The sequence below is a fragment of the Ruegeria sp. CDSA089 genome (assembly GCF_059612205.1).
Genome location: NZ_JBXWQD010000006.1, coordinates 255,333 through 273,849 on the forward strand (window position 1 = coordinate 255,333; position 18,517 = coordinate 273,849).

An 18,517-nucleotide genomic window follows, 5' to 3' on the forward strand; every position below is an offset into this window, starting at 1 on the left:
TGCTGAAAAGTTTAGCGCCGCGCATTACCTGCGCGGCGCCAATAATTTAGGAATATGTGCTTCAGTTCCCAGCCGTCACCTGTCCGATCGACCAGAACATCGTCTCGCCCGAGGCATCGTCGACGCCGTCATTGTCGGTCATCACGAAAGCCTCGCCCGAAGGCAGGATGGCCAGACCTTCGATCTTGTCCAGCACGTAGCCGCCCGTTGAGGTCAGGTCTGGCAGCAGGTCGCGGACCTCTTCCTTGGTGACCACTGGCAGCTCACCACCCAGCGGGGCAGGGGTCATTTCTGACAGCGGGATGCGATAGATCTTTTTGGTCACGGCGCGGTGGTCGTGCTGGTTGTCGCGTTCAATGACATAGACATGATCACCAAAGGCCACGATCTCCGACAGACCGACCCAGCCTATTTCCGGGTCAGCCTTGGGATAGTGCACTGCACCCCATTCCTTGGTGTCCAGATTGTACGCGACCAGTTTCACGTGGTTTTCCGGGTCGTCTTTCCATTCGCGCTGTACGGCCATCCACAGGGTTTCGCCGACTTTGGTTATGCCCTCGAAACCGAAACGCTTCTCGACTGCCATCAGTTCAGGCGGCAGGCCGATCTCGCCTTTGCGGTCCTTGATCTTGCCTTCAGCAGAGACGTGGTAGATCGCGTGCGGGATAACGCGGTCGGTCCGCCCTTCGGACGCGACATAGAAGCCACCCTTGCCATCCAGCGTGATGCCCTCAAGGTCCAGCTTTTGCGCCGGGTTGCCGTCCTGACGGTGAATGCGGATCACGTCCACGATGCGGGCGGGCTGCTGGCTAGGGTCGATCTTAAAGATCGAAGGCTGGAAGCCGTAGAAGCTGTCATTGACCGCATAGATCATGCCGTCCTCATCCGCGACCAGACCGGAGAGGGCGCCCCAACCGATCAGCTCATCCGCGCCTTCCGAGGTCAAATGCGGATAGTTGGCGGGGGCGGCCTGATACTCAAAAATCGAGACATGCGCACGCGGGCCTCCATCTTCGATCAGGTCTTTTTCGTTGGCTGAGATCAGCAGATTGCGCTCGGGGATGGCAACATAACCTTCCGGCCCAACGCCTGAGGGCAGCAGCTGTTTCAGAACCGGGCTCGCAGGGTCGGTGGCGTCATAGACCCCCACGACCGAAGCGCGCTCCGCCCCGACAAAGATCATCGGAGTACCGCCAAAGGTGGCTGCGGTCACGCTTTCCGGCTCAACGCCTTTGCTGTCCGAGCGTTTGTCGGGGTAGTGACCGATCTGGATGATGGCTTTCTCGAACTCGGTGCCGTTTTCGTAAATAACGGTGCCGTTCTTGTGGAAGATCGTCCAACCGCGCGAGCCGCCCTCATAGTCGCCTTCATTGGCAGTGGCGAAGTGGTTGTCGTCGATCCATTTCACAGCGTCGGGTTCACGCAAGCGGCCCGGCTGGCTTTCGGTGAAGATTAGCGCGCCACGTTCATCGGTGGCATCGATGCCTTCCAGATCCACGCTGCCGGCCGAGAAATGGCTGATCACGGTGCCATCTTTGGCAATAACCGCGATGTGGTTATTTTCTTGCAGGGTGACGACGGTTTCACCCAAGCTGTTTATGTCCACGAACTCGGGCTCGGGGTCGGTCGGCGCAACCTCGGCCAAACCGGTCAGCGAGGCCATTTTCATGCCTGCGCAATCCAGCACGCCATCTATTAGCGGCACCAGCGCTAGCTCACCTGCGGGCAGCTGCGGGATGATGCCATCGTTGAGGTCTTCGTCCCGCTCATTTTCTATCGCCACAGCAACAAAGCTGGCATCGGGAGCGATGGCGACGCTGTCAGGCTGACCGCCCAGATCACAAGCGCCGGTTTGCGCTTTGCCCGCAATATCGACCGAGATCAGCTTGCCCGAGGGTGCGGTGTAGCTGTCCGACGTGTTCACGCCAACAAAAGCCGTCGAGCCAACGATTCCAACTGAGGTTGGCTCGCCACCCACCTCCATCGCACCCAAAGGTGCCGGGTTCGCCGGGTCGGCGATGTCGACCATACCGATCACGCCCAGCGGGCTGTCGGTATAGACCAGCGTCATGCCATCTGCGGTCGCCGCGATAATCTCAGGCGAGGTTTCGCGGTTCATATCCGCACCCTCAGCCATGTTCTTCACAACTGGAAATGACGCAATTCGGTTGAAATTCATCTCTGCCACGGCCTGACCGGCGGTCAGGGCCAAGGCAGATGTCAGACAGACACAGCGCAATGACATCGGTTGGTATCCTCTCTTGCTTAGTTGCAAGGGGGGATGGACGTGGTTCATTACGCTGGCGTGACGGTTTTGTTTCAAATTGGTGACAAGATGGGCTGCCTTCTTGCTGCCGCGATGCGTTTGTTCGTTTCAGGTCGCGCCCAGATTGCAGGGTCTATCTTTTGCCATGTATTTTTGCCAGTCTTTGCAGGAATTTTCCGCCCAAGGGGATGTAAATAGGCGTAACATTGCCTATCTTATTGGGGATTTTAACAAAAAAAGGGATAGCAGATGTCGAACCATCAATTTGACGCCTTGATCGAAGAAACGCAGACGAAAGTGCGTGAAAGCCAGTCGCAGATCGAAAGCCTGACCTCGCGGATTGACGCGGCGCGGGCCAAGATTGGCACGGCCGAGGCAGATATCGACATCGAAAACGCCACGCTTGAAGACGTACATGCCCATACCGAGGTGATGAACGCCAATATTGCTGAGCTGATTATGGGGCTGGATGACGTCACCAACGCGTTCTCCAAGGATTTCGACGAGATGCGCTCGAAAACTGGATGGGAGAGCTTTGTGGGCATTTTCGCCAAAGCCAAGTCCGAGTCGATGCGGCAGGAACGGATGCGCACCGCCAATATTGACGACAAGCTGCAGGACCTGATCGCCAAATCGGACGTGATCGTGAAGCTGTTGGAAGGGCAGCTGTCAGTGCTGGAAGAACAGCGAGTGAAGGTGGAAAACAACCTGACCGGCACTCTGGACGACCGTGAGGCCACCGTGGCCGAGCTGGAATCGCTGCGGGCCGAGATTCAGGGTATGGATCCGACCATTATTACTCTGGAAAACAAGATCAGCGTCGAACAGGACGCCGCCGCGCGGACCCAGTTAGAGACTGAATTGGCCGAGCTGAACAAGCAATACAACGCCAAGGTTCAGGAGGAGCAGGTCACGCTGGCCAAATCCCAAACGCTGGAGCGTTATATCGAAAAGGGCAAGACCTGGGTCGATTCATTGCAGAACCAGGCGGCGACGCAGATGGTGCTGATCAACAAGCTGCAGACAGACACGCAACAGCGCGTAGTGCTGTATGACGCCCTGACCAAATCTTTGAAAACTGCACAGCAGCAGGACGTGGCCCACCGCATCAACGAGATCGGCGTGCAGACGGACCAAGAGGCGCAAACAGCCATGGCCGCCATCGGCACCGCGACCAACCAGAAGATGGCCGACATGCTTGAAGCGCACGAAGGCCACATGGTTTTTGCCCGCGACGTGTTGGAGAAAAAAGCTAAGGCGGATGAACGCTTTGCCCGCCGCTTTGCCTCGATTGTCGAGAAGCATGATAAGAATTTGTACGGGGGATGACTGATTTCGAGAAGAGAACCCTAAAGCTATTTGTCATCACTTCAGCCTTTGTCAGTGTGATCGCTTTGGCTTTTGGCATTACTTTTGAGAATGGAACTGCAATTGCGACTGGGTCACTCGTCGCAGCTGTGAGCGTGCTGGTCGCGTTCCTGGGGCTTGCTCAATTCTGTGCCGAAAAACTCAGAGACTACGGTTTGGGAGAAGGTACAGAACACTTGTACGGCAAGGCCCATGCGAAGCGTGTTTTTGGCGAAAATTACAAAAAACCTCTAAATGACTGACCCTACCCAAGATCATGTCGGCCTGACCGACACCTTCGCCTCGCGCCGATATTTCCGCAAATTTGAGGTGATCTCCGTCCACCTCCTGCGCGTGGCCGCGACGATGGAGGCTGAGGGCGCGATCAGCAAGCAAGAGGTGCGGATCGTGTCGCGGTACCTCTCGGGGCTGCTTTATACCTTCCGTGCGCTGAGTATGAAATACCTGCTGGTCGGTCGCGATACGGGGCGGTTCTTTGGCAGCCTTGCTATGGACAAACGCGACAGCGGGTTTCCGGTGGCGGCCGAGTTGCTGACCATGGCCAATGACGCGCAACAGGCGCAGGTGCATCTGGCGAATATGCTCTCGGAAGACGATCTGAAAACCGACATGGTTCGCACCATCATCGGCGACCGGGAAATCCCGACCAAGCTGCAATTCGCGCTGTCTCAAAGGCTCTATTACGAGGAATTGCTGAAAGGTCAGTTGTTTTGGTCCCGCAACGATCCCGAGTGCCACTGGATTGGAAATGAGGGTGAGCGGCGCAAGTTCCTGATCCATTGGGCGGTCTATGACAGCCAGATCAACTTGCCGGTCATCTACATGATGCAGGTGGAGGACAGTGGCAGGACAGCACTGCCCAAAGACCAACGCCGCTGGCCAGAAGTGCAGGCGCATCTGATGGCGCAATCCTTGGGCGGTTTGAAGCTGGTGACGATTGCCAAAGGGTTCGATCAGGACTTCGACGATCTGCACCCCAAGCACCTGCGCCGCATCCATGTGGGGCCGATGTATTCCTCGGCCTATACCGAGCAATCCGGCCCCTTGCGGCAGGTGCTGGAGGACGCTCAGGCCCCCGAGGGTCAGGATTGGGCGCTGGCCTGGACCACCGAGGAACTGGAGAGCGAGGACGTTTTCGAGGAACGCGCCGGGTGGTTCTCGACCGTTGAGCGCGAAATTTTTGCTTTGGATCCGTTTGGCGCGCAAGGGGCCGAGACTGGGGCCACGCGCACGCAGCGGTCGATCATCCTGCCTCAGCGCCCGTTTCAGGTTCTGGCAGAGCGCGACCCGCCGGGTTTTGGTGACGTGCGCAAATTCGTTGTCAGCAAGACGGGGCAAGTGTTGCGCTATTAGATTTTTGCCTCCGGCGGAGGTATTTCTGAACAGAAGAAGCAAGGGCAGTTTTTGAGATGAGTTTGACGTCAGATCAGATGGAATTGCGCGAAGACGATATTCGTAAGCATTACCCGGCAGCGACCGCCTTGCTGAGCGGGTTCGAGCACGCTCCACGAATTGCCAAACCGGTTGAGGCGGCGGTCGAGCGGTCCTCGGGCGTGTCGACGGGGCGGCGGTTTCGATCCACCACACCGGGGTTGGTGACACGGCGCACGGTGCGCGCGGATGGGGTGCATCTGGTCGAGCGGATCGAGGCGGCGGATGATGGCGATGCGTTGGTTTCTCCGCAACAGGCCACGACGCAGCAGGCTGTGCGCCGCGCGATTGCCATCGCTCTGGCCGTGGCCGAGGCTTATGCGGAGCAAACCGCTCTGGCCGATCTGAAGCGCGCCAATCTGGCGGGGGATTTGCCCGCTGCGCGCAAGAGCGAGTTTTCGGAATTGCTGACGGCTGAGGCTTTGATCACGTCCCATACCTTCGGGAATGCGTTGGCTTATCTGATGTCTTCGCATCTGGGCGAGACCTCCGTCGACCTCGGCGAGATCGAAGAGGTTCTGACCGATAACGGCCAATTGGCCTTGCATGGTGCCCTGTGGGAGCTGGATCAGGTGTTGGCAAAACACGCACCCGATGATGCGCATCTGATCGCGGCCACGAGCGCCTATGCCGAACAACTGATGGACAAGGCCGCCTTGCGCGCGCAGTCCGCGGGCCATATGGCCCCGTTTCAGAACGCCGCCTGGCATATCGAGGCGGATGACTTGACGATCCGGGGGTTCGAACCCGCGTCCAAAGCCAAATCCACCACCCTGACCATGACGTTCAAGAAACCGAACGAGGTGGTGGGCAACCATATCGCCAAGTATCAGGCGATGAAACTGGCCAAGATGCTGATGGCCTACGACTTCGACCGCCGCCTGAACCCGTTTGCGGAACTCGGTGGGTTCATCTTTACCTTCATGGGCGACGGCAAACCGGGCACCGGCAAGACCACCCTGATCCAGATGATGGCCGGGTTGATCAACGACTATTGCCAGAACGCGGGCTATCCGTTCCGCTATCAAAACCTGAGCACCGACAATATAGACAGCTATCAGGGCAAATCCGGCCAGAACGCCAAGGCGTTTATCAACACGATCATCGACCCCTCGGTTATCGGCTTTGGCACCATCGATGATATCGACCAATTGGCAGGCAAACGCGGCGACCGGCAGTCCAGCGCGGGCCAACTGGAAATCACCGCCGTGCTGATGGAAAGCTTTGCAGGTGCCAACACTGTTGTGCGCGGCAATTGCACCTTTGGCATGTTCTCGAACTACCCCGAGAATGTGGACGACGCCCTACGCCAGCGGGCGGGCGCGCGGTTCCTGGTGGACGGGCCGCAAACGCGCGAGGATTACATCGACATCCTGCACCTGTTAATGGGCCGCAACCACGATATCCCGCTGGGTGAACACGACGCCTATGCCGCGCAGGAGATTAAAAAGACCGTCGCCGCCAGTTTCGAAAGCCACTCCCGCCCGCATGAGGACGCCTTGCTACAGGTCTATGACCGGGTTTCCGGTGAGATCGGCCAGATGGACACAATTGCCAAGCTGGGCACCTACCTCAAGGCGATCCAGCAGGCGGACGAGCGGTTTACGGGTCGCGCGATCAAGAACATCACCGACGCGGTCAAGGTCCGTGCGATGGATTTCGAACTGCCGGATGAGTGGATGGAGAACCCCGACCTGTTCCTGTTCCGCGACTACGACACCAAGAAGGGCATGATCGAGGAGCTGCGCCAGCCGATCACGGTCGAGATGGTGATGCAGGAAATCAACCGCTACGCCGACAGCGAGTTCCGCTATGCCGACAAGAGCGATGAGATCGCGATTGAGGACGCCGTGCGAGAATTGGGCCGAATGGAAGAGGCCAAGCGGCGATATCTGGAGGGGAAAGGGTGACGGCTACTTTGATCAAGCAATCAAACTGTCCAGATCAGTTGGCTGAAATGCCTTCACGTTTTCTTGGTCGGCCGTTGTTACCTCATGTGATCGCGCAGACTTTGAGCGTCAGAGCGCGCACTGATGCGCTCTGTCAGTCAAAGGAGAAAGAGACATGACGTTGACAGTCGCAATCACCGGTTTGGCCCTTGTTCTGGGCCTGATTTTGCCTTTGCGCTGGGGTGTGATCGGTTTTTTGGCTGCCGCAGCGGTACTGTTCCTGACCCAATTCGGCGTGAACGCGGGTGGCGGGTTCGAGGGCACCTCATGGGAAGAGACGCTGATCCTGTTTGAGGGCAGCGTGGTGTCTTACATCGGGTTCAACCTGCAAATCACCGCGCGGGCGTTTGCGTTGCCGTTGTTGGTGTTGGCGGTTGTTTTTGTACGCCGTGCGACAGCGAGTGCAGATTAGTCGTTATTCATTCAACAAAAAGGAAAGGATAGGGCCATTTGAAATCCACGGGACTGAAAAGGATCATCTACATTCTAGCGCTGCCTTTGTTGGGCGCGTGGCTTATAGTCTTCGCCGAGTTCGGAGAGTTATGGCCATTTTCCGACATTCCAGTTGAGTTGGACGGTCAAACACCTTGGAGCGCATTTAGGAAGAACTTTTTTGGGTTGGCCGTCGTCGCTTTCGCGATTGTAGACTTACCTAACTTTCTGGGATGGAACGACCGTGCGAAGCGACTGGGCTCCCATTCAAACGAAGATACGAACAATGGTTGATTTACGAAACGTTGTCTGTGAACTCCCAGCGCGAATTCTACTCTTGGAGGCCTTCCAATGATCCGCCTCATCGAAAAAGGCCTGATGTTCGGCAATCTTGTCCACATCTCCAGCCCGGCCTTGGTCGAACGGTATAACCGCGCGTTGCAGCATCTGGCGGGCAAGGCCACTCAGCTTACGGATTTCCACGTCGATATCTCGGGCTATTCCCCAGAGATTGGGCAGGAATTGGACGACCCGCTCTATCTCAACCCAAACGGGGTCAACCGGCAGTTCATCCTGCTGACGACCGAGCAGAAACGCGCGCCTCTGCTGAACGTCAAATTCTCGACTTCGCGTGACATTCTGCGCGAGTTCATCGAGATGAACGAGGCGCAGCTGTTCGCCCTGACCGCCACCGATGCCGTGGCCGGAGAGCTGGTGAACTCGGTCTTCAAACTCAGCACGCCCAATGATCTGCTGAACCTGCGCAAGATTGAGATCGAGGCCGATACGGTCGGCGGCACCTTGCGCAAGGCTGAACAGCTTGCGGGTTTGGTCGAACGGTTCAAGACCGAACAGGACGCCTGGTTCGATGATGTTCTGATTGCCGAGATGATCGATACCGCCAAGGACACCGGTGACGTCACCCGCAACCCGGTTCGGCTGCGCCACACAGTCTTTGAGCAGCCGAATTTCTGGACCGCGCATTATGGCGGGCTTTACCTTTTTCCGGACCTCGACCATCCGGCGGCGATCTGTATGGATGATACGCCTGACGATCTGTTGATGAAGTATGTGTTCCACAAATCGCAGCGCAATCAGATCGCCAAGTTTCTGGGCTACAACAATCTTGTCGAAACGGTCATCGAGGCGCGCGGCGTGGATTCCGCCGCCATTCTGCAACAAAAGATGGATTTTCTGACCGTGGCGGCGGCTGCGGGTTCAGGGGTTGATCTGACAGGGTTGGAGCGCCGCGACATGCGTCGTCTGGCCCGAAACCACGCCGACCACCTGCCCGAGGCCTATCACGGGTTGGCGCAATTGCTGCGCTGGGCGACCGATGGCGGGCCGTGGCCGCGAATCACTTCGGACCATCCGGCCTATTTCTACACCCTGCGCGCAAAGGACACCCCGCATCGGGATCTGGTGAATATGCTGCTGGCCGAATTGGCCCCGTTGGACCCGCGCCAGTTGTTCATCTGCCACAAGGAATTGTTCTACAGCACCTACAAAACCTGGCCTGAGAACAAGAAAACCTATGTTGCCGACTTTCTCGCGCGCGAGTATCAGGTGGACAAGGCCGGGGCTCGCGCTGCCTTGTTTGGGCATGAGCCCGACATGAGCGGCCAAGACCGGGTCAGTGAGGCGGTGATTGCGCGGGTCGGCCCCTGGGGCGCATTGGAGAGAGGGTGAATGTTCGTCGCGTTACGATTTCTGATCCCCCTGTTGATTGTCCTGACCGTGATCTATGTTGGGCTGTCGATCTATTCCCGTCTGGTGCGTCGCCGCAAGCTGATTGCCCATTGGGAAAAGAAGGGGTTGCGGGGTGATCGTGACGCATTTCTTGAACGGGGGATGCGGCAGTATGATAACTCGTTTCGCAAGAAACTGTTGTTGGGTGTCTATGTCATCCCGCTTGGGGCGATTGCCCTATTGATCTATATAACAAATTTCATGTGAGGACCGGCTAGATGGTCTATGTCAAATGGGCGTTCATCATTGTGTTCTGGGGGCTGATTGCCTCGGTTTTGGAATACACTCTGCCGCAACAGGATGTGGTGCGTATCGTGAAGACCGAGGTGCGGCGCGTCGATTTTGGTGAGAATTCGATCTTCTGGGCACAGCAGGACACCGGGCAAGAAGGTGCACAGACCGTCAACCGCGACGTGCGCTTTGTCGAAACTTTCCGCCCAAACGGTAAGCCGCGCGTCTATCGCAACGAAGATACTGGTTGGGGCTGGCCACCATATTTCAAGTTGGATAGTTCCAACTTGCAGGCTGAGTTGACCAATCTGGTGTCGACAGCTGACAATCCGCAATGGGTGGTCTTGCGCCACTATGGCTGGCGCAATCAGCTGATGTCGATCTTTCCCAACGCTGTTTCCGTGCGCCCGGTCGACAGCCCGGATGTGCGCCTGATCCCCTGGTTCAACATCATTTTCTTGACGGTGTTCGCAGCGCTGATCTGGGCAATTTGGGTACGCTGGCGACGCTTCCGCGCGGCGCGGGTCGATCCGGTGATCGAGAATGTTGAGGATGGGCTCTACGCTGCCGGCGACGCGATCGGCGAACAAAGCAGCCGTTTCAAAAAGTGGCTGAATACCTGGAAATCGAAGTAACGTACTCCAGGTACCGGGTCTGCTGCCATTCTTTGCCGCAGCAAACCCTTGTATATCTAGCGAACGACAAATTCCGCATGGAGCGCCCCAGCGGCTTTGATTGTCTTGAGAATGTCGATCATGTCACGCGGCGACACACCAAGCGCGTTCAGTCCGGCGACAACCTCGGATAAGGTTGTCGCCTCGGGAATTTCGGCCAATCCCGTGCCTTCCTCCTCTTCGATCCCGGCGATCGTGCGGGGCACCACAACAGTTTCGCCCCGCGCGAATGGGTTGGGTTGTATCGCAATTGGGGCTTCCTCGACCGTCAGGGTCAGGTTTCCTTGCGAGACTGCAACGCGCGAAATGCGCACCTCTTGTCCCATTACGATTGTGCCTGACCTTTGATCAACGACCACGCGGGCCTTTGTTTCGGGCTCGACCAGGATGTTCTCGATCCGACCGATCGCGTGTGCTGTTGATATGGCCTGAGTGGCGGCGATGTTCAGCTCAACGGTGCCCGAATCCCGCATGATGGCAACAGGTCGGTTGAATTCGGTATTGATTGCCACTTCGATCCGGCCTGCGGTGGTGAAATCCGGTTCGCGCAGGGCCAATCGCATCTGTGTCAGGGTCGACAGATCAAAGTCGATTTCCCGTTCCACCCGCGCACCCGAAGGGATCACGCCCGCGGTCGGCACGCCTTGCACCACCGTTGCGGCCTGACCTTCAGCCGAGGCACCGCCCGCAAGAACTGTACCCTGCGCGACCGCATAGATCTGCCCGTCGGCGGCGTTCAGCGGGGTCATGATCAACGTCCCACCCAACAGGCTGCTGGAATCCCCTATGGCAGAGACTGTCACGTCAATCTGCCCACCTACCCGCGCAAATGGCGGCAGGCTGGCTGTCACCAGCACAGCCGCTACGTTTTTGGGACGAAAATCTTCGCCGGTGACGTTCACGCCCAGCCGTTCCAGAATGTTCGACATGATCTCTTCGGTGAAGGGCGAGTTGCGCAACCCATCCCCGGTTCCGTTCAGCCCGACCACAAGACCATAACCGACCAGATCGTTGCCGCGAACTCCGTCGAAATCCACCAGGTCTTTCAGGCGGATTGCACCGGCAGATGCCAGGCTGGGCAGCAACATTAAAAGGAAAACAAGAACTCTCATCTCAGGAAATTCACCAGTGACAGGTTGGCGTTGCGGACGGTGACGGAATACAGGCTTTCCAACTGGAACTGGACCGTTTGCAGCTGTGCCGCCGTTTCATAAGGGTCTGCGGCGATCAGTTTGTTGCGGCTGTATTCCAAACTGGTGCGGGCGGCATTGTTGCGCGTGGCGGCTTGTTCAATCCGCGCCTCGGCCACACCGACCCTGGCCCGCAGATTGACGGTTTCGTTCTGGGTGTTGGCCAGATCGACCCCGAGTTGCTTGAAGAGATCTGTTCGCTGATCCCTTGTAATTCCCAGGGCTGGATCTGCAACAGCGGCTGCGACAGCGATATCGCGCAAGGCCGCCTTGAGCGCAGGATCGGTTGCCGTCACCGGGACTCTGACGCTTTCTGATTCCGATATTTGCATTGGGGACAGCGTCGTTGCAGAGCCCTGATAGATCACCGCATCAAAACCTGCCGGATCGTTGAACCAATCCTCGGCGCGTTGACGGATATCGGCCACTGTAACCGCCCCGGTTAGCTCGGTCTTGAGCGCGGCCAGCAGGGTTTGCGCCGGCGGCAAAGGAGAGACATCGGTCGCCGTTCCGGAAAACAGGCTGCGCCCGCCCGCCCGCGTGTTCAGCGCAGAAATAACCGTGTCCAACTCATTCTGCGCCTGAACCGAGGCGTTTTCGTGGGTCACGGCCTGGTTGGATGTTCCGAAAGACAGCAGAGATGCAGTGATTTCCGAGACGGAATGGTCAACGGTTGTCAGGCTCAGCTGCATGGCATCGGTGAACAACCCGGCCTCGGACGTGGCGACCTGAAAGGCATCAAGTCGGGCAAGGCTGCGATCCAGATCCAAGAGATGCGAATAATCTCCGTCCAAACGGCCCGATACATCCTGCACTTTGCCGGTGGCCATTTCGTAGGACAGTGTTTCGATCTGGTTTTTGATGTCGGTCGCGCGAGTTTTCAACGTCAAACCCCGCGCCAGATCTCCGATAGACGTCAGAACCATTCTTACAACCTCAACAGGGTTTCCATCAGCTCATCCACTACCGAGATCAGCCGCGCATTGGCGGCGTAGGTCTGCTCGATCTGGATGAGGCGCTGTAATTCCTGATCCGTGTCGACGCCCTGCTCGGCTTCGATCCGGGTCATCTCTTCTTGCGTGCTGTTGGCGAAAACCAGACGCTGATTGGCCGTATGCGCGTCGGCCCCGGTTTTGGACATAAGCGCTTCGGTCAAGTCCGAGGCGCGCATATCTCCGGTGCCGAAAACCGGGTTTGCAACCGGCCGGGCCGCACTGAGGATGGCGCTGAACGCATGCAATTGCGAGGCATCCCCCGGATCACCCGGAGCCGCCGCCCCAAGCCCCGCGCGCAGCCGCCAGCTTTGGCCACCCGCATCAGGATCGACGATTTGGTTCAGACTGATCCGCGACGCAAGTCCAGCCGCAGCAGCCGGGTCAAACCGATTGCTTGCATCCGTAAACACCCCTGCGTCAGTGGCGAGGGCGGTCGGGTCCAGCCCCGGTGTTTCGAACCGTTCGACCAGGTCTTGGGCCACCGTGTCCAGATTGGACTGAACCTCAACTGCAAGCGCGTCGCGGATATGGAACTGCGCGGCCAGTGCGCCGCCTCGGATCTGCGCGTTGTCGCCTAATGTTCGAACCGAGTTACCGTTTAGTGTCAGACCCGAAAGCAGCCCGTTGTCGACGGTCATATGGGGCTTGGTGTCACCGGTCGTGGTGTAAGAGAACTCGGCCGCGCTGCCCTCTAAGAGGATCAAGCCGCCGTCAGAATAGATCGATACCTGATCATTCGCGCGCGGCACGACGTTGACGGGTAAGATCTGGTTCACCTGATCAATCAGTACTTGGCGCTGATCCAGAAGCGCGCCGATGTCGCCCCCCACATATTTCACGGCGGGGATTTTGGCGTTGATCTCTTCCAGATCTTTGAGTGTCTGGTTCAGGCTGTCCAACTGTTTGCCGATTGCGCGATCGGCGTCCGATCGCATCTGACGCAACCCTTCCGAGGTCGCGTTCAATTTGTCTGCAAGATGGTGGCCCGTACGCGCCACCTGATCCAACCGTTCGGACGAATCAGGTAGGCTGGCGGCGGTAATCAGACTGCCGTCGAAATCGGCAAGCCTAGCCGCAAGCGAGGTCGAATCGTCGGGTCCGCCCACCAGACGTTCGAGTTGAGTGTGAAACCCCGAAACAGCCGTTTGAAGGGAAAGATCCGCGTCCGCGCTTCGCCTATTGGCCGTCAGGACCGGGTCCTGGTGCCGAACCACGCCGACACTCCGAACGCCGTGGCCGGAAATCGTGTTGGTCGTCAGCTCCAGCGACCTGCGCGCGTATCCCGGTGTCAGCGCATTGGCGATGTTGCCGGAGACAACTGCGGCGCCGCGGCTGGCGGCGGTCAGGCCGCCGATGGCGTTGTTCAAGGCTGTCGACATGTTCATGAGACAGATCCCCCTGGGTTAACGTTTGATATTGGTGGTTTCCTGAAGCATCTCATCCACCGTCTGGATCACCTTGGCACTTGAGGAATAAGCCCTTTGCGTCTGGATCATCGAGGTTAGTTCGGTCGCCACATCGGTCGTGGATTCCTCGCGTGCGAATGAGACCAGATCGCCAGTGGGACCCTCGCCCGCGTTCCACAGGAAAAAGGTCCCGCTTTCGCGTGAGGGCGCGTAGGTCTGGCTATCTAGTGCCGTCAGCCCGTTCGGGTTGGGCACATCCGCCAGCGGAATCTGGAACATGCGGCGACTGACGCCCGTGTCATAAAACGCGTAGACATATCCGTTCTCGTCGACCTGAACGCTGGTCATCGTTCCAACCGCCGAACCATCTCGAGTGATCGAGACCGGAGCAAATGTATCCGACAACTGCGTGATGCCATCGGCGTCGCCAATCTGACCGATATTGATCTCCATCGGGCCGCCCGCCACGTTCACCATCAGGCTTCCCGTTGCCGGGTCATAAGCACCACCGGAAACCGCTGTCACGCTGGCCAGTGTTCCGCCCGCGGTGCGACTGTCGGTGAAAGTCAGGGTATATTCCCCAACGATTGCCCCACCCGACGCGGAGTCGCGCAGGATCATAGTCCACTCATTACTACTGCCTGTGGCGGGAACCGTTGGGACCAGCTCAATATCCACGCTTTCCGATTTGCCCAAATTGTCGAAATATTCAACCGACAGGGGCTGTGTGTCGCCCGGTGCCCCGGCATCGGTGGCCGTGGCGGGCAGGTTCATACGCAGGTTCATCTGTGTGGTTGGCGCACCGGACAGTTGGTTGACGCTCAGCTGGATTGGTTCCAGCGCGGCAGGTGTGTCGCGCGGTACAGCCGGGATTGTCCCGTCCGGATTGGCGCGCCAGCCCAGCAGCACCAGCCCGGATTCTGTAACCAGATACCCTTCTTCATTGGTGCGAAACGAGCCAGTAGTGGTCAGCAGCATCTCATTCGAACCACCTGCTATCTGAGAGCTGGACCGCACCGGCAACATCCCACGCCCGCGCACGGCCAGATCGGTCGAGTTGTTAGTGGTCACAAGCGAGCCGCGTTGGTCGATAAGGCGCTGGCTGGTGGTGCGAACCCCGCCTGCCGAATAGCTGCCGCCTTGACCGGACGTGACCATGGAATGAAAATCCGTCTCGACCCGTTTGTATCCGAAAGTCGATGAGTTCGCGATGTTGTCGGAAATGGTCGCCAGCCGGTTGGCATTGGCCTTCAATGCGGCCACACCGGCATTCAGCGAAGAAGAAATAGTCATTGGCACGCCCTTCTGTTGCGTCAATTCTTGATGCAACAGCTAACGCGCTGGGCCTTAACAGCGCGCTAACAGGTAAAATGCGTCCTACCTTTTGCGGTCAAGGATTGCGTAGAAAGATGACCTCAACCCTGTTATTGCGCACGGCCATCGGGTTTTTGGCCGTCAATTCTCGGTCAGCATGTCCCGTGACGCGATCCAGTCGAGACGGCGTAACCCCTTTATCTTGAAGCATTTGCCGCACTTTCTGAGCGCGCGCGGTTGATACGTCCCAGGCCGGGTTCTGCGCCAGAACCACGGGCGAGGCGCGCACATGCCCTTCGACGGCCACCGCATTTGTCACCAAGTCCGAGGACCGCGCCACCAAAAGTGCCAGCGCCCGCATCATCGCCGTTGGTGTGTCACTATCCGATTCGAACAGGGGCTGGTCTTCGGTATCGAACAGCTCGACCACAAGACCTTCGTCGGTGACGCGCGTGACGATGTGCTGCAAGACCTTGTTCGAGACCATGCTTTCGCCTGTCCGCCCCATCAGTTCGGCCTCAAGCGTGGTGAAATCCTGAACCTCGCGCTCGCCGCCATCTACACTGACCCCGATGGAACCCTGCGCCTGCCTTGCTTCGGTCGGTCTGCGTTGACTGGCGCCAGAACCGCTCATGGCCAGGGTCTTCTCCGAGAACATATTGTCGCCACCAAAGGCCCCGCTACCCCCACCCGAAACCGGGTTCACCGGGATCGTCGGCGAAAAATAGTCCGCCAGCCCTTTGCGTTGTTTTTCCGTCGTTGCATTCAGCAGCCACATCAACATGAAGAACGCCATCATGGCCGTGACAAAGTCGGCATATGCGACTTTCCACGCGCCACCGTGGTGACCATCGCCACCTGACACACGTTTCTTCTTGATGATGATTGGCGCCGCATTGGATTGCGCACCCATCTCCACCACCTTTTTTATCACCCGACTACAGGGGTAGCCGGGCAGGTCTTAAGGTGGGCTTAACACTTAAAACTGTATTGATTTCCCTATCGCGGAAGGTTGGATCCGGCCCGCCGCAAGATCAGGTTCAACCGGTTGAAACTGCCTTCGATCCCATCCGGTTCAGACTTGGCAAAGAAGGTGTCCAGTTCCTCATGTACCCGCACGGCCTGATCCAGTAGCGGGTCCGCGCCCTCGGAATACAGCCCTGCCTTGATCATCACCTCGGATTGCTCGTAGCTGGCGACCAGCTTGCGGGCCTCGGCGATCATGCGGTTTTCATCCTCGGACGCGGCACCCGGCAGGCTGCGCGAGACTGAGCGGCTGAGATCAATGGCCGGGAAACGCCCGCGCTCGGCAATTTCGCGACTCAGGACAATGTGGCCGTCCAGAACGCCGCGCAGAATGTCGGCCACGGGTTCATCCATATCCGATCCGGCCACCAGAACACTGAACACGGCGGTGATATCGCCCTGATCCGCCGTCCCCGGTCCGGCGCGTTCGCACAGACCGGCGATCAGCGGCGTGACCGACGGAGGGAAACCGCGAAGGGACGGGGATTCGCCCATGGCGACGGCGATTTCGCGATGCGCCTCGGCAAAGCGAGTGACCGAATCGGCCAGAAACAGCACGTTCAGCCCCTGATCGCGCAGATATTCAGCCACCGACATCGCCGACCAGGCGCAGCGTCGGCGGGCCAGCGCGGACTGATCCGAGGTCGCGGCCACCACAACCGACCGTTTCATCCCCTCGGCCCCCAGCGCGTGTTCGACGAATTCATTCACCTCGCGCCCGCGTTCACCAACCAATGCGACGACAACGGCATCCGCCTGCATCGACTTGGCCAGCGTGGCCAACAGCGTCGACTTGCCCACGCCCGAACCCGCGAACAACCCCACGCGCTGCCCTTGTACCACCGGCAGCATGGTGTTGAGCATGGCCAGCCCGGTCTCCATCCGCGTGCCCAGCGGTTTGCGGGCGACGGCAGCGGGCGGGGCCTGCATGATGTCGCGATCCTGTGTGCCGGGCAGCAGAGGCTTGCCATCCAGTGGTTTCCCGAACGGATCAACCACCCGTCCAAGCCAATGCATCCCCGGCGCAAACTCAGGCGTCTGCTCTAGAATCACCCGGTCGCCCAGACAAACACCATCGGGCGCGGACGCGGGCATCATATGAATCAAATCCGATTCGACATGCAGCACCTCCCCGCCCAGATCCGGACTGCTGCGTCGCCGAAGGGTCAGGTGGTCGCCGATCCGTGCCTGCCCTTCAAGCCCTTGAATTTCAACAACTCCGCGCGCCACGCTGGACACACGCCCCATATGGCGCACAGCGGAAAGACGGTCGAATTCGCATTTTAGAAAGCTTGGGTCGAGATCGGACATCGTGGGTTCTCCAACGGGTTTCTGAAAACGGTTTCTAAAGGAATCGGGGTTAAGCCTTGATTGAAATTGATCGAGGGAGAAGCCCCGATGTTCTATGACCTGAACGTCTTTAAGACAGCGCACGCAATGGCAACCCATGCCGGGCAACGGCAGGCCGTAATTGCGCGTAACATGGCCAATGCGGATACGCCGGGCTACCAGCCCCGTGATCTTGAGGCCTTTCGAACAGCATTCGAAGAAACCGGGCTCGAGGGGGCGATGATCGCCACGCGGGCCGGGCATCTGAACGGCAACAACGCGTCGCAGCCTTGGGCCGAATATGACGTCGCGCCTTCGGGCGATCCCAATGGCAACGGTGTTTCTATCGAGGAAGAGATGTTCAAGGCGGTCGAGGTCAAGCGCCAGCATGACCGCGCACTGACCATTTACAAATCCTCGATGAACATCCTGCGCACCAGTCTTGGCCGGTCATAAAGGGGTAGTGAGATGAGTGATTTTTCCCATTCCCTTGCCGCCTCGACCAGCGCCCTGCGCGCGCAATCGGCGCGTCTGCGACACGTGTCTGAGAATATTTCGAACGCCGATACGCCGGGGTATCGCCGCAAGACTGTACCGTTCGAAACCGTGCAAAAAGACGGGCGCGAGGTGGTACAGGCCGGGCGGGTCAAGCTGGACCGCCGCGACGCGTCGCGCGTTTACGACCCCGGTCATCCGATGGCGGATGAGACCGGCCATTATCGCGGCTCGAATGTCGATCTGATGATCGAGATCGCCGACGCCCGCGAGGCACAGCGCAGTTACGAAGCCAATCTCAAGATGTTCGACCAGACACGTCAGATGTCGTCGAGCCTGATGGAACTCCTCAGAAAATAAAGGACACCAGAATGGATATCCGAGCCCTCAATGCTGCCCAGAACTATACTGGCGCGCGCCCTGCAACGCAGGCCGATCCCGATCACGCCGGAATGGCGCAAGGATTACGCAGTACGTTTCAGGATTTCGCCGCTACGCTGAAACAGTCCGAGGCCATCTCGCAGACCGCGATGACCGGCCAGGCTGATCCGCACGCGCTGGTGCAGGCGCTGGCGCAGACCGAACTGGCGGTTGAGACGGCTGTGGTCGTGCGCAACAAAGTGGTCGAGGCCTATCAGGAAATCCTGCGGATGCCGGTCTGA

The 18,517-nt window shown here is 58.5% G+C and carries 18 protein-coding genes; 11 read left to right on the plus strand and 7 right to left on the minus strand.

The features are described from left to right. Window positions 1-61: 61 nt before the first annotated feature. Window positions 62-2,245, minus strand: a complete 2,184-nt coding sequence (locus AC2FJ6_RS15720; protein ID WP_496669487.1) for an esterase-like activity of phytase family protein — start codon at window positions 2,243-2,245, stop codon at window positions 62-64. A gap of 270 nt (window positions 2,246-2,515) precedes the next feature. Here AC2FJ6_RS15720 and AC2FJ6_RS15725 point away from each other — a divergent pair, with 270 nt between their 5' ends. The 8 genes from AC2FJ6_RS15725 (at window position 2,516) to AC2FJ6_RS15760 (ending at window position 10,061) form a co-directional block, all read left to right on the plus strand. Next, a complete protein-coding gene (locus AC2FJ6_RS15725) occupies window positions 2,516-3,595 on the plus strand; it encodes a coiled-coil domain-containing protein (RefSeq protein WP_170771047.1) in 1,080 nt (359 codons plus the stop codon). Beyond that, the gene (locus tag AC2FJ6_RS15730) at window positions 3,592-3,876 is read left to right on the plus strand and encodes a hypothetical protein (protein WP_170771045.1); all 285 of its coding nucleotides are present in this window, start codon (window positions 3,592-3,594) and stop codon (window positions 3,874-3,876) included. The genes AC2FJ6_RS15725 and AC2FJ6_RS15730 overlap by 4 nt, the downstream gene beginning before the upstream one ends. Further along, window positions 3,869-4,987 carry a hypothetical protein gene (locus AC2FJ6_RS15735; RefSeq protein ID WP_170771043.1) on the plus strand — a complete coding sequence of 373 codons (1,119 nt, stop codon included), beginning with the start codon at window positions 3,869-3,871 and terminating at the stop codon, window positions 4,985-4,987. The genes AC2FJ6_RS15730 and AC2FJ6_RS15735 overlap by 8 nt, the downstream gene beginning before the upstream one ends. 56 nt (window positions 4,988-5,043) lie before the next feature. After that, window positions 5,044-6,975: an AAA family ATPase gene (locus AC2FJ6_RS15740; RefSeq protein WP_170771041.1), complete on the plus strand. Its 1,932-nt coding sequence runs from the start codon at window positions 5,044-5,046 to the stop codon at window positions 6,973-6,975. A gap of 154 nt (window positions 6,976-7,129) precedes the next feature. Further along, the gene (locus AC2FJ6_RS15745; protein WP_170771039.1) at window positions 7,130-7,426 is read left to right on the plus strand and encodes a hypothetical protein; all 297 of its coding nucleotides are present in this window, start codon (window positions 7,130-7,132) and stop codon (window positions 7,424-7,426) included. A 371-nt stretch (window positions 7,427-7,797) separates the two neighbouring features. Further along, window positions 7,798-9,135, plus strand: a complete 1,338-nt coding sequence (locus tag AC2FJ6_RS15750; protein WP_170771037.1) for a DUF6638 family protein — start codon at window positions 7,798-7,800, stop codon at window positions 9,133-9,135. After that, window positions 9,136-9,402, plus strand: a complete 267-nt coding sequence (locus AC2FJ6_RS15755) for a hypothetical protein (protein WP_170771035.1) — start codon at window positions 9,136-9,138, stop codon at window positions 9,400-9,402. 11 nt (window positions 9,403-9,413) lie between these two features. Next, complete coding sequence (locus AC2FJ6_RS15760) at window positions 9,414-10,061, plus strand: DUF1523 family protein (protein WP_170771033.1); 648 nt, start codon at window positions 9,414-9,416, stop codon at window positions 10,059-10,061. Between the two features lie 56 nt (window positions 10,062-10,117). Here the strand turns inward: AC2FJ6_RS15760 and AC2FJ6_RS15765 are convergent, their stop codons facing one another. The 6 genes from AC2FJ6_RS15765 to AC2FJ6_RS15790 form a co-directional block, all read right to left on the minus strand. Continuing rightward, window positions 10,118-11,212 (minus strand): flagellar basal body P-ring protein FlgI, encoded by a 1,095-nt coding sequence (locus AC2FJ6_RS15765; protein WP_170771031.1) that lies wholly within the window; start codon window positions 11,210-11,212, stop codon window positions 10,118-10,120. Further along, complete coding sequence (locus AC2FJ6_RS15770) at window positions 11,209-12,216, minus strand: flagellin (RefSeq protein ID WP_170771029.1); 1,008 nt, start codon at window positions 12,214-12,216, stop codon at window positions 11,209-11,211. The genes AC2FJ6_RS15765 and AC2FJ6_RS15770 overlap by 4 nt, the downstream gene beginning before the upstream one ends. Before the next feature lie 2 nt (window positions 12,217-12,218). Continuing rightward, the gene (gene flgK / locus AC2FJ6_RS15775; RefSeq protein WP_170771027.1) at window positions 12,219-13,670 is read right to left on the minus strand and encodes a flagellar hook-associated protein FlgK; all 1,452 of its coding nucleotides are present in this window, start codon (window positions 13,668-13,670) and stop codon (window positions 12,219-12,221) included. Between the two features lie 18 nt (window positions 13,671-13,688). After that, the gene (locus AC2FJ6_RS15780) at window positions 13,689-14,984 is read right to left on the minus strand and encodes a flagellar hook protein FlgE (protein WP_496669489.1); all 1,296 of its coding nucleotides are present in this window, start codon (window positions 14,982-14,984) and stop codon (window positions 13,689-13,691) included. A 97-nt stretch (window positions 14,985-15,081) separates the two neighbouring features. Continuing rightward, entirely contained in the window at window positions 15,082-15,918 is an 837-nt protein-coding gene (locus tag AC2FJ6_RS15785; RefSeq protein WP_170771023.1) for an OmpA/MotB family protein, read from the minus strand. An 86-nt stretch (window positions 15,919-16,004) separates the two neighbouring features. Then, the gene (locus AC2FJ6_RS15790) at window positions 16,005-17,342 is read right to left on the minus strand and encodes a FliI/YscN family ATPase (protein ID WP_170771020.1); all 1,338 of its coding nucleotides are present in this window, start codon (window positions 17,340-17,342) and stop codon (window positions 16,005-16,007) included. Window positions 17,343-17,429: 87 nt separating this feature from the next. Between AC2FJ6_RS15790 and AC2FJ6_RS15795 the strand changes: the two genes are divergently transcribed. Genes AC2FJ6_RS15795 through fliE form a run of 3 tightly spaced genes read left to right on the plus strand, consistent with a single transcriptional unit; the run spans window position 17,430 to window position 18,517 of the window. Then, on the plus strand, window positions 17,430-17,816 hold the full coding sequence (locus tag AC2FJ6_RS15795) for a FlgB family protein (RefSeq protein ID WP_170771566.1): 387 nt from the start codon (window positions 17,430-17,432) through the stop codon (window positions 17,814-17,816). Between the two features lie 12 nt (window positions 17,817-17,828). After that, window positions 17,829-18,215, plus strand: coding sequence for a flagellar basal body rod protein FlgC (gene flgC, locus AC2FJ6_RS15800; RefSeq protein WP_170353790.1), 387 nt, complete (start codon window positions 17,829-17,831; stop codon window positions 18,213-18,215). An 11-nt stretch (window positions 18,216-18,226) separates the two neighbouring features. Beyond that, window positions 18,227-18,517, plus strand: coding sequence for a flagellar hook-basal body complex protein FliE (fliE, locus tag AC2FJ6_RS15805; protein WP_170771019.1), 291 nt, complete (start codon window positions 18,227-18,229; stop codon window positions 18,515-18,517).

Bases quoted from the DNA above. Each gene is read 5' to 3' on its own strand.
- AC2FJ6_RS15785 (WP_170771023.1), bottom strand. From the start codon at position 15,918: ATGGGTGCGCAATCCAATGCGGCGCCAATCATCATCAAGAAGAAACGT.
- AC2FJ6_RS15730 (WP_170771045.1), top strand. From the start codon at position 3,592: ATGACTGATTTCGAGAAGAGAACCCTAAAGCTATTTGTCATCACTTCA.
- AC2FJ6_RS15765 (WP_170771031.1), bottom strand. From the start codon at position 11,212: ATGAGAGTTCTTGTTTTCCTTTTAATGTTGCTGCCCAGCCTGGCATCT.
- flgK (WP_170771027.1), bottom strand. From the start codon at position 13,670: ATGAACATGTCGACAGCCTTGAACAACGCCATCGGCGGCCTGACCGCC.
- AC2FJ6_RS15720 (WP_496669487.1), bottom strand. From the start codon at position 2,245: ATGTCATTGCGCTGTGTCTGTCTGACATCTGCCTTGGCCCTGACCGCC.
- flgC (WP_170353790.1), top strand. From the start codon at position 17,829: ATGAGTGATTTTTCCCATTCCCTTGCCGCCTCGACCAGCGCCCTGCGC.
- AC2FJ6_RS15735 (WP_170771043.1), top strand. From the start codon at position 3,869: ATGACTGACCCTACCCAAGATCATGTCGGCCTGACCGACACCTTCGCC.
- AC2FJ6_RS15750 (WP_170771037.1), top strand. From the start codon at position 7,798: ATGATCCGCCTCATCGAAAAAGGCCTGATGTTCGGCAATCTTGTCCAC.
- AC2FJ6_RS15790 (WP_170771020.1), bottom strand. From the start codon at position 17,342: ATGTCCGATCTCGACCCAAGCTTTCTAAAATGCGAATTCGACCGTCTT.
- AC2FJ6_RS15745 (WP_170771039.1), top strand. From the start codon at position 7,130: ATGACGTTGACAGTCGCAATCACCGGTTTGGCCCTTGTTCTGGGCCTG.
- AC2FJ6_RS15725 (WP_170771047.1), top strand. From the start codon at position 2,516: ATGTCGAACCATCAATTTGACGCCTTGATCGAAGAAACGCAGACGAAA.
- AC2FJ6_RS15795 (WP_170771566.1), top strand. From the start codon at position 17,430: ATGTTCTATGACCTGAACGTCTTTAAGACAGCGCACGCAATGGCAACC.
- fliE (WP_170771019.1), top strand. From the start codon at position 18,227: ATGGATATCCGAGCCCTCAATGCTGCCCAGAACTATACTGGCGCGCGC.
- AC2FJ6_RS15780 (WP_496669489.1), bottom strand. From the start codon at position 14,984: ATGACTATTTCTTCTTCGCTGAATGCCGGTGTGGCCGCATTGAAGGCC.
- AC2FJ6_RS15755 (WP_170771035.1), top strand. From the start codon at position 9,136: ATGTTCGTCGCGTTACGATTTCTGATCCCCCTGTTGATTGTCCTGACC.
- AC2FJ6_RS15770 (WP_170771029.1), bottom strand. From the start codon at position 12,216: ATGGTTCTGACGTCTATCGGAGATCTGGCGCGGGGTTTGACGTTGAAA.
- AC2FJ6_RS15760 (WP_170771033.1), top strand. From the start codon at position 9,414: ATGGTCTATGTCAAATGGGCGTTCATCATTGTGTTCTGGGGGCTGATT.
- AC2FJ6_RS15740 (WP_170771041.1), top strand. From the start codon at position 5,044: ATGAGTTTGACGTCAGATCAGATGGAATTGCGCGAAGACGATATTCGT.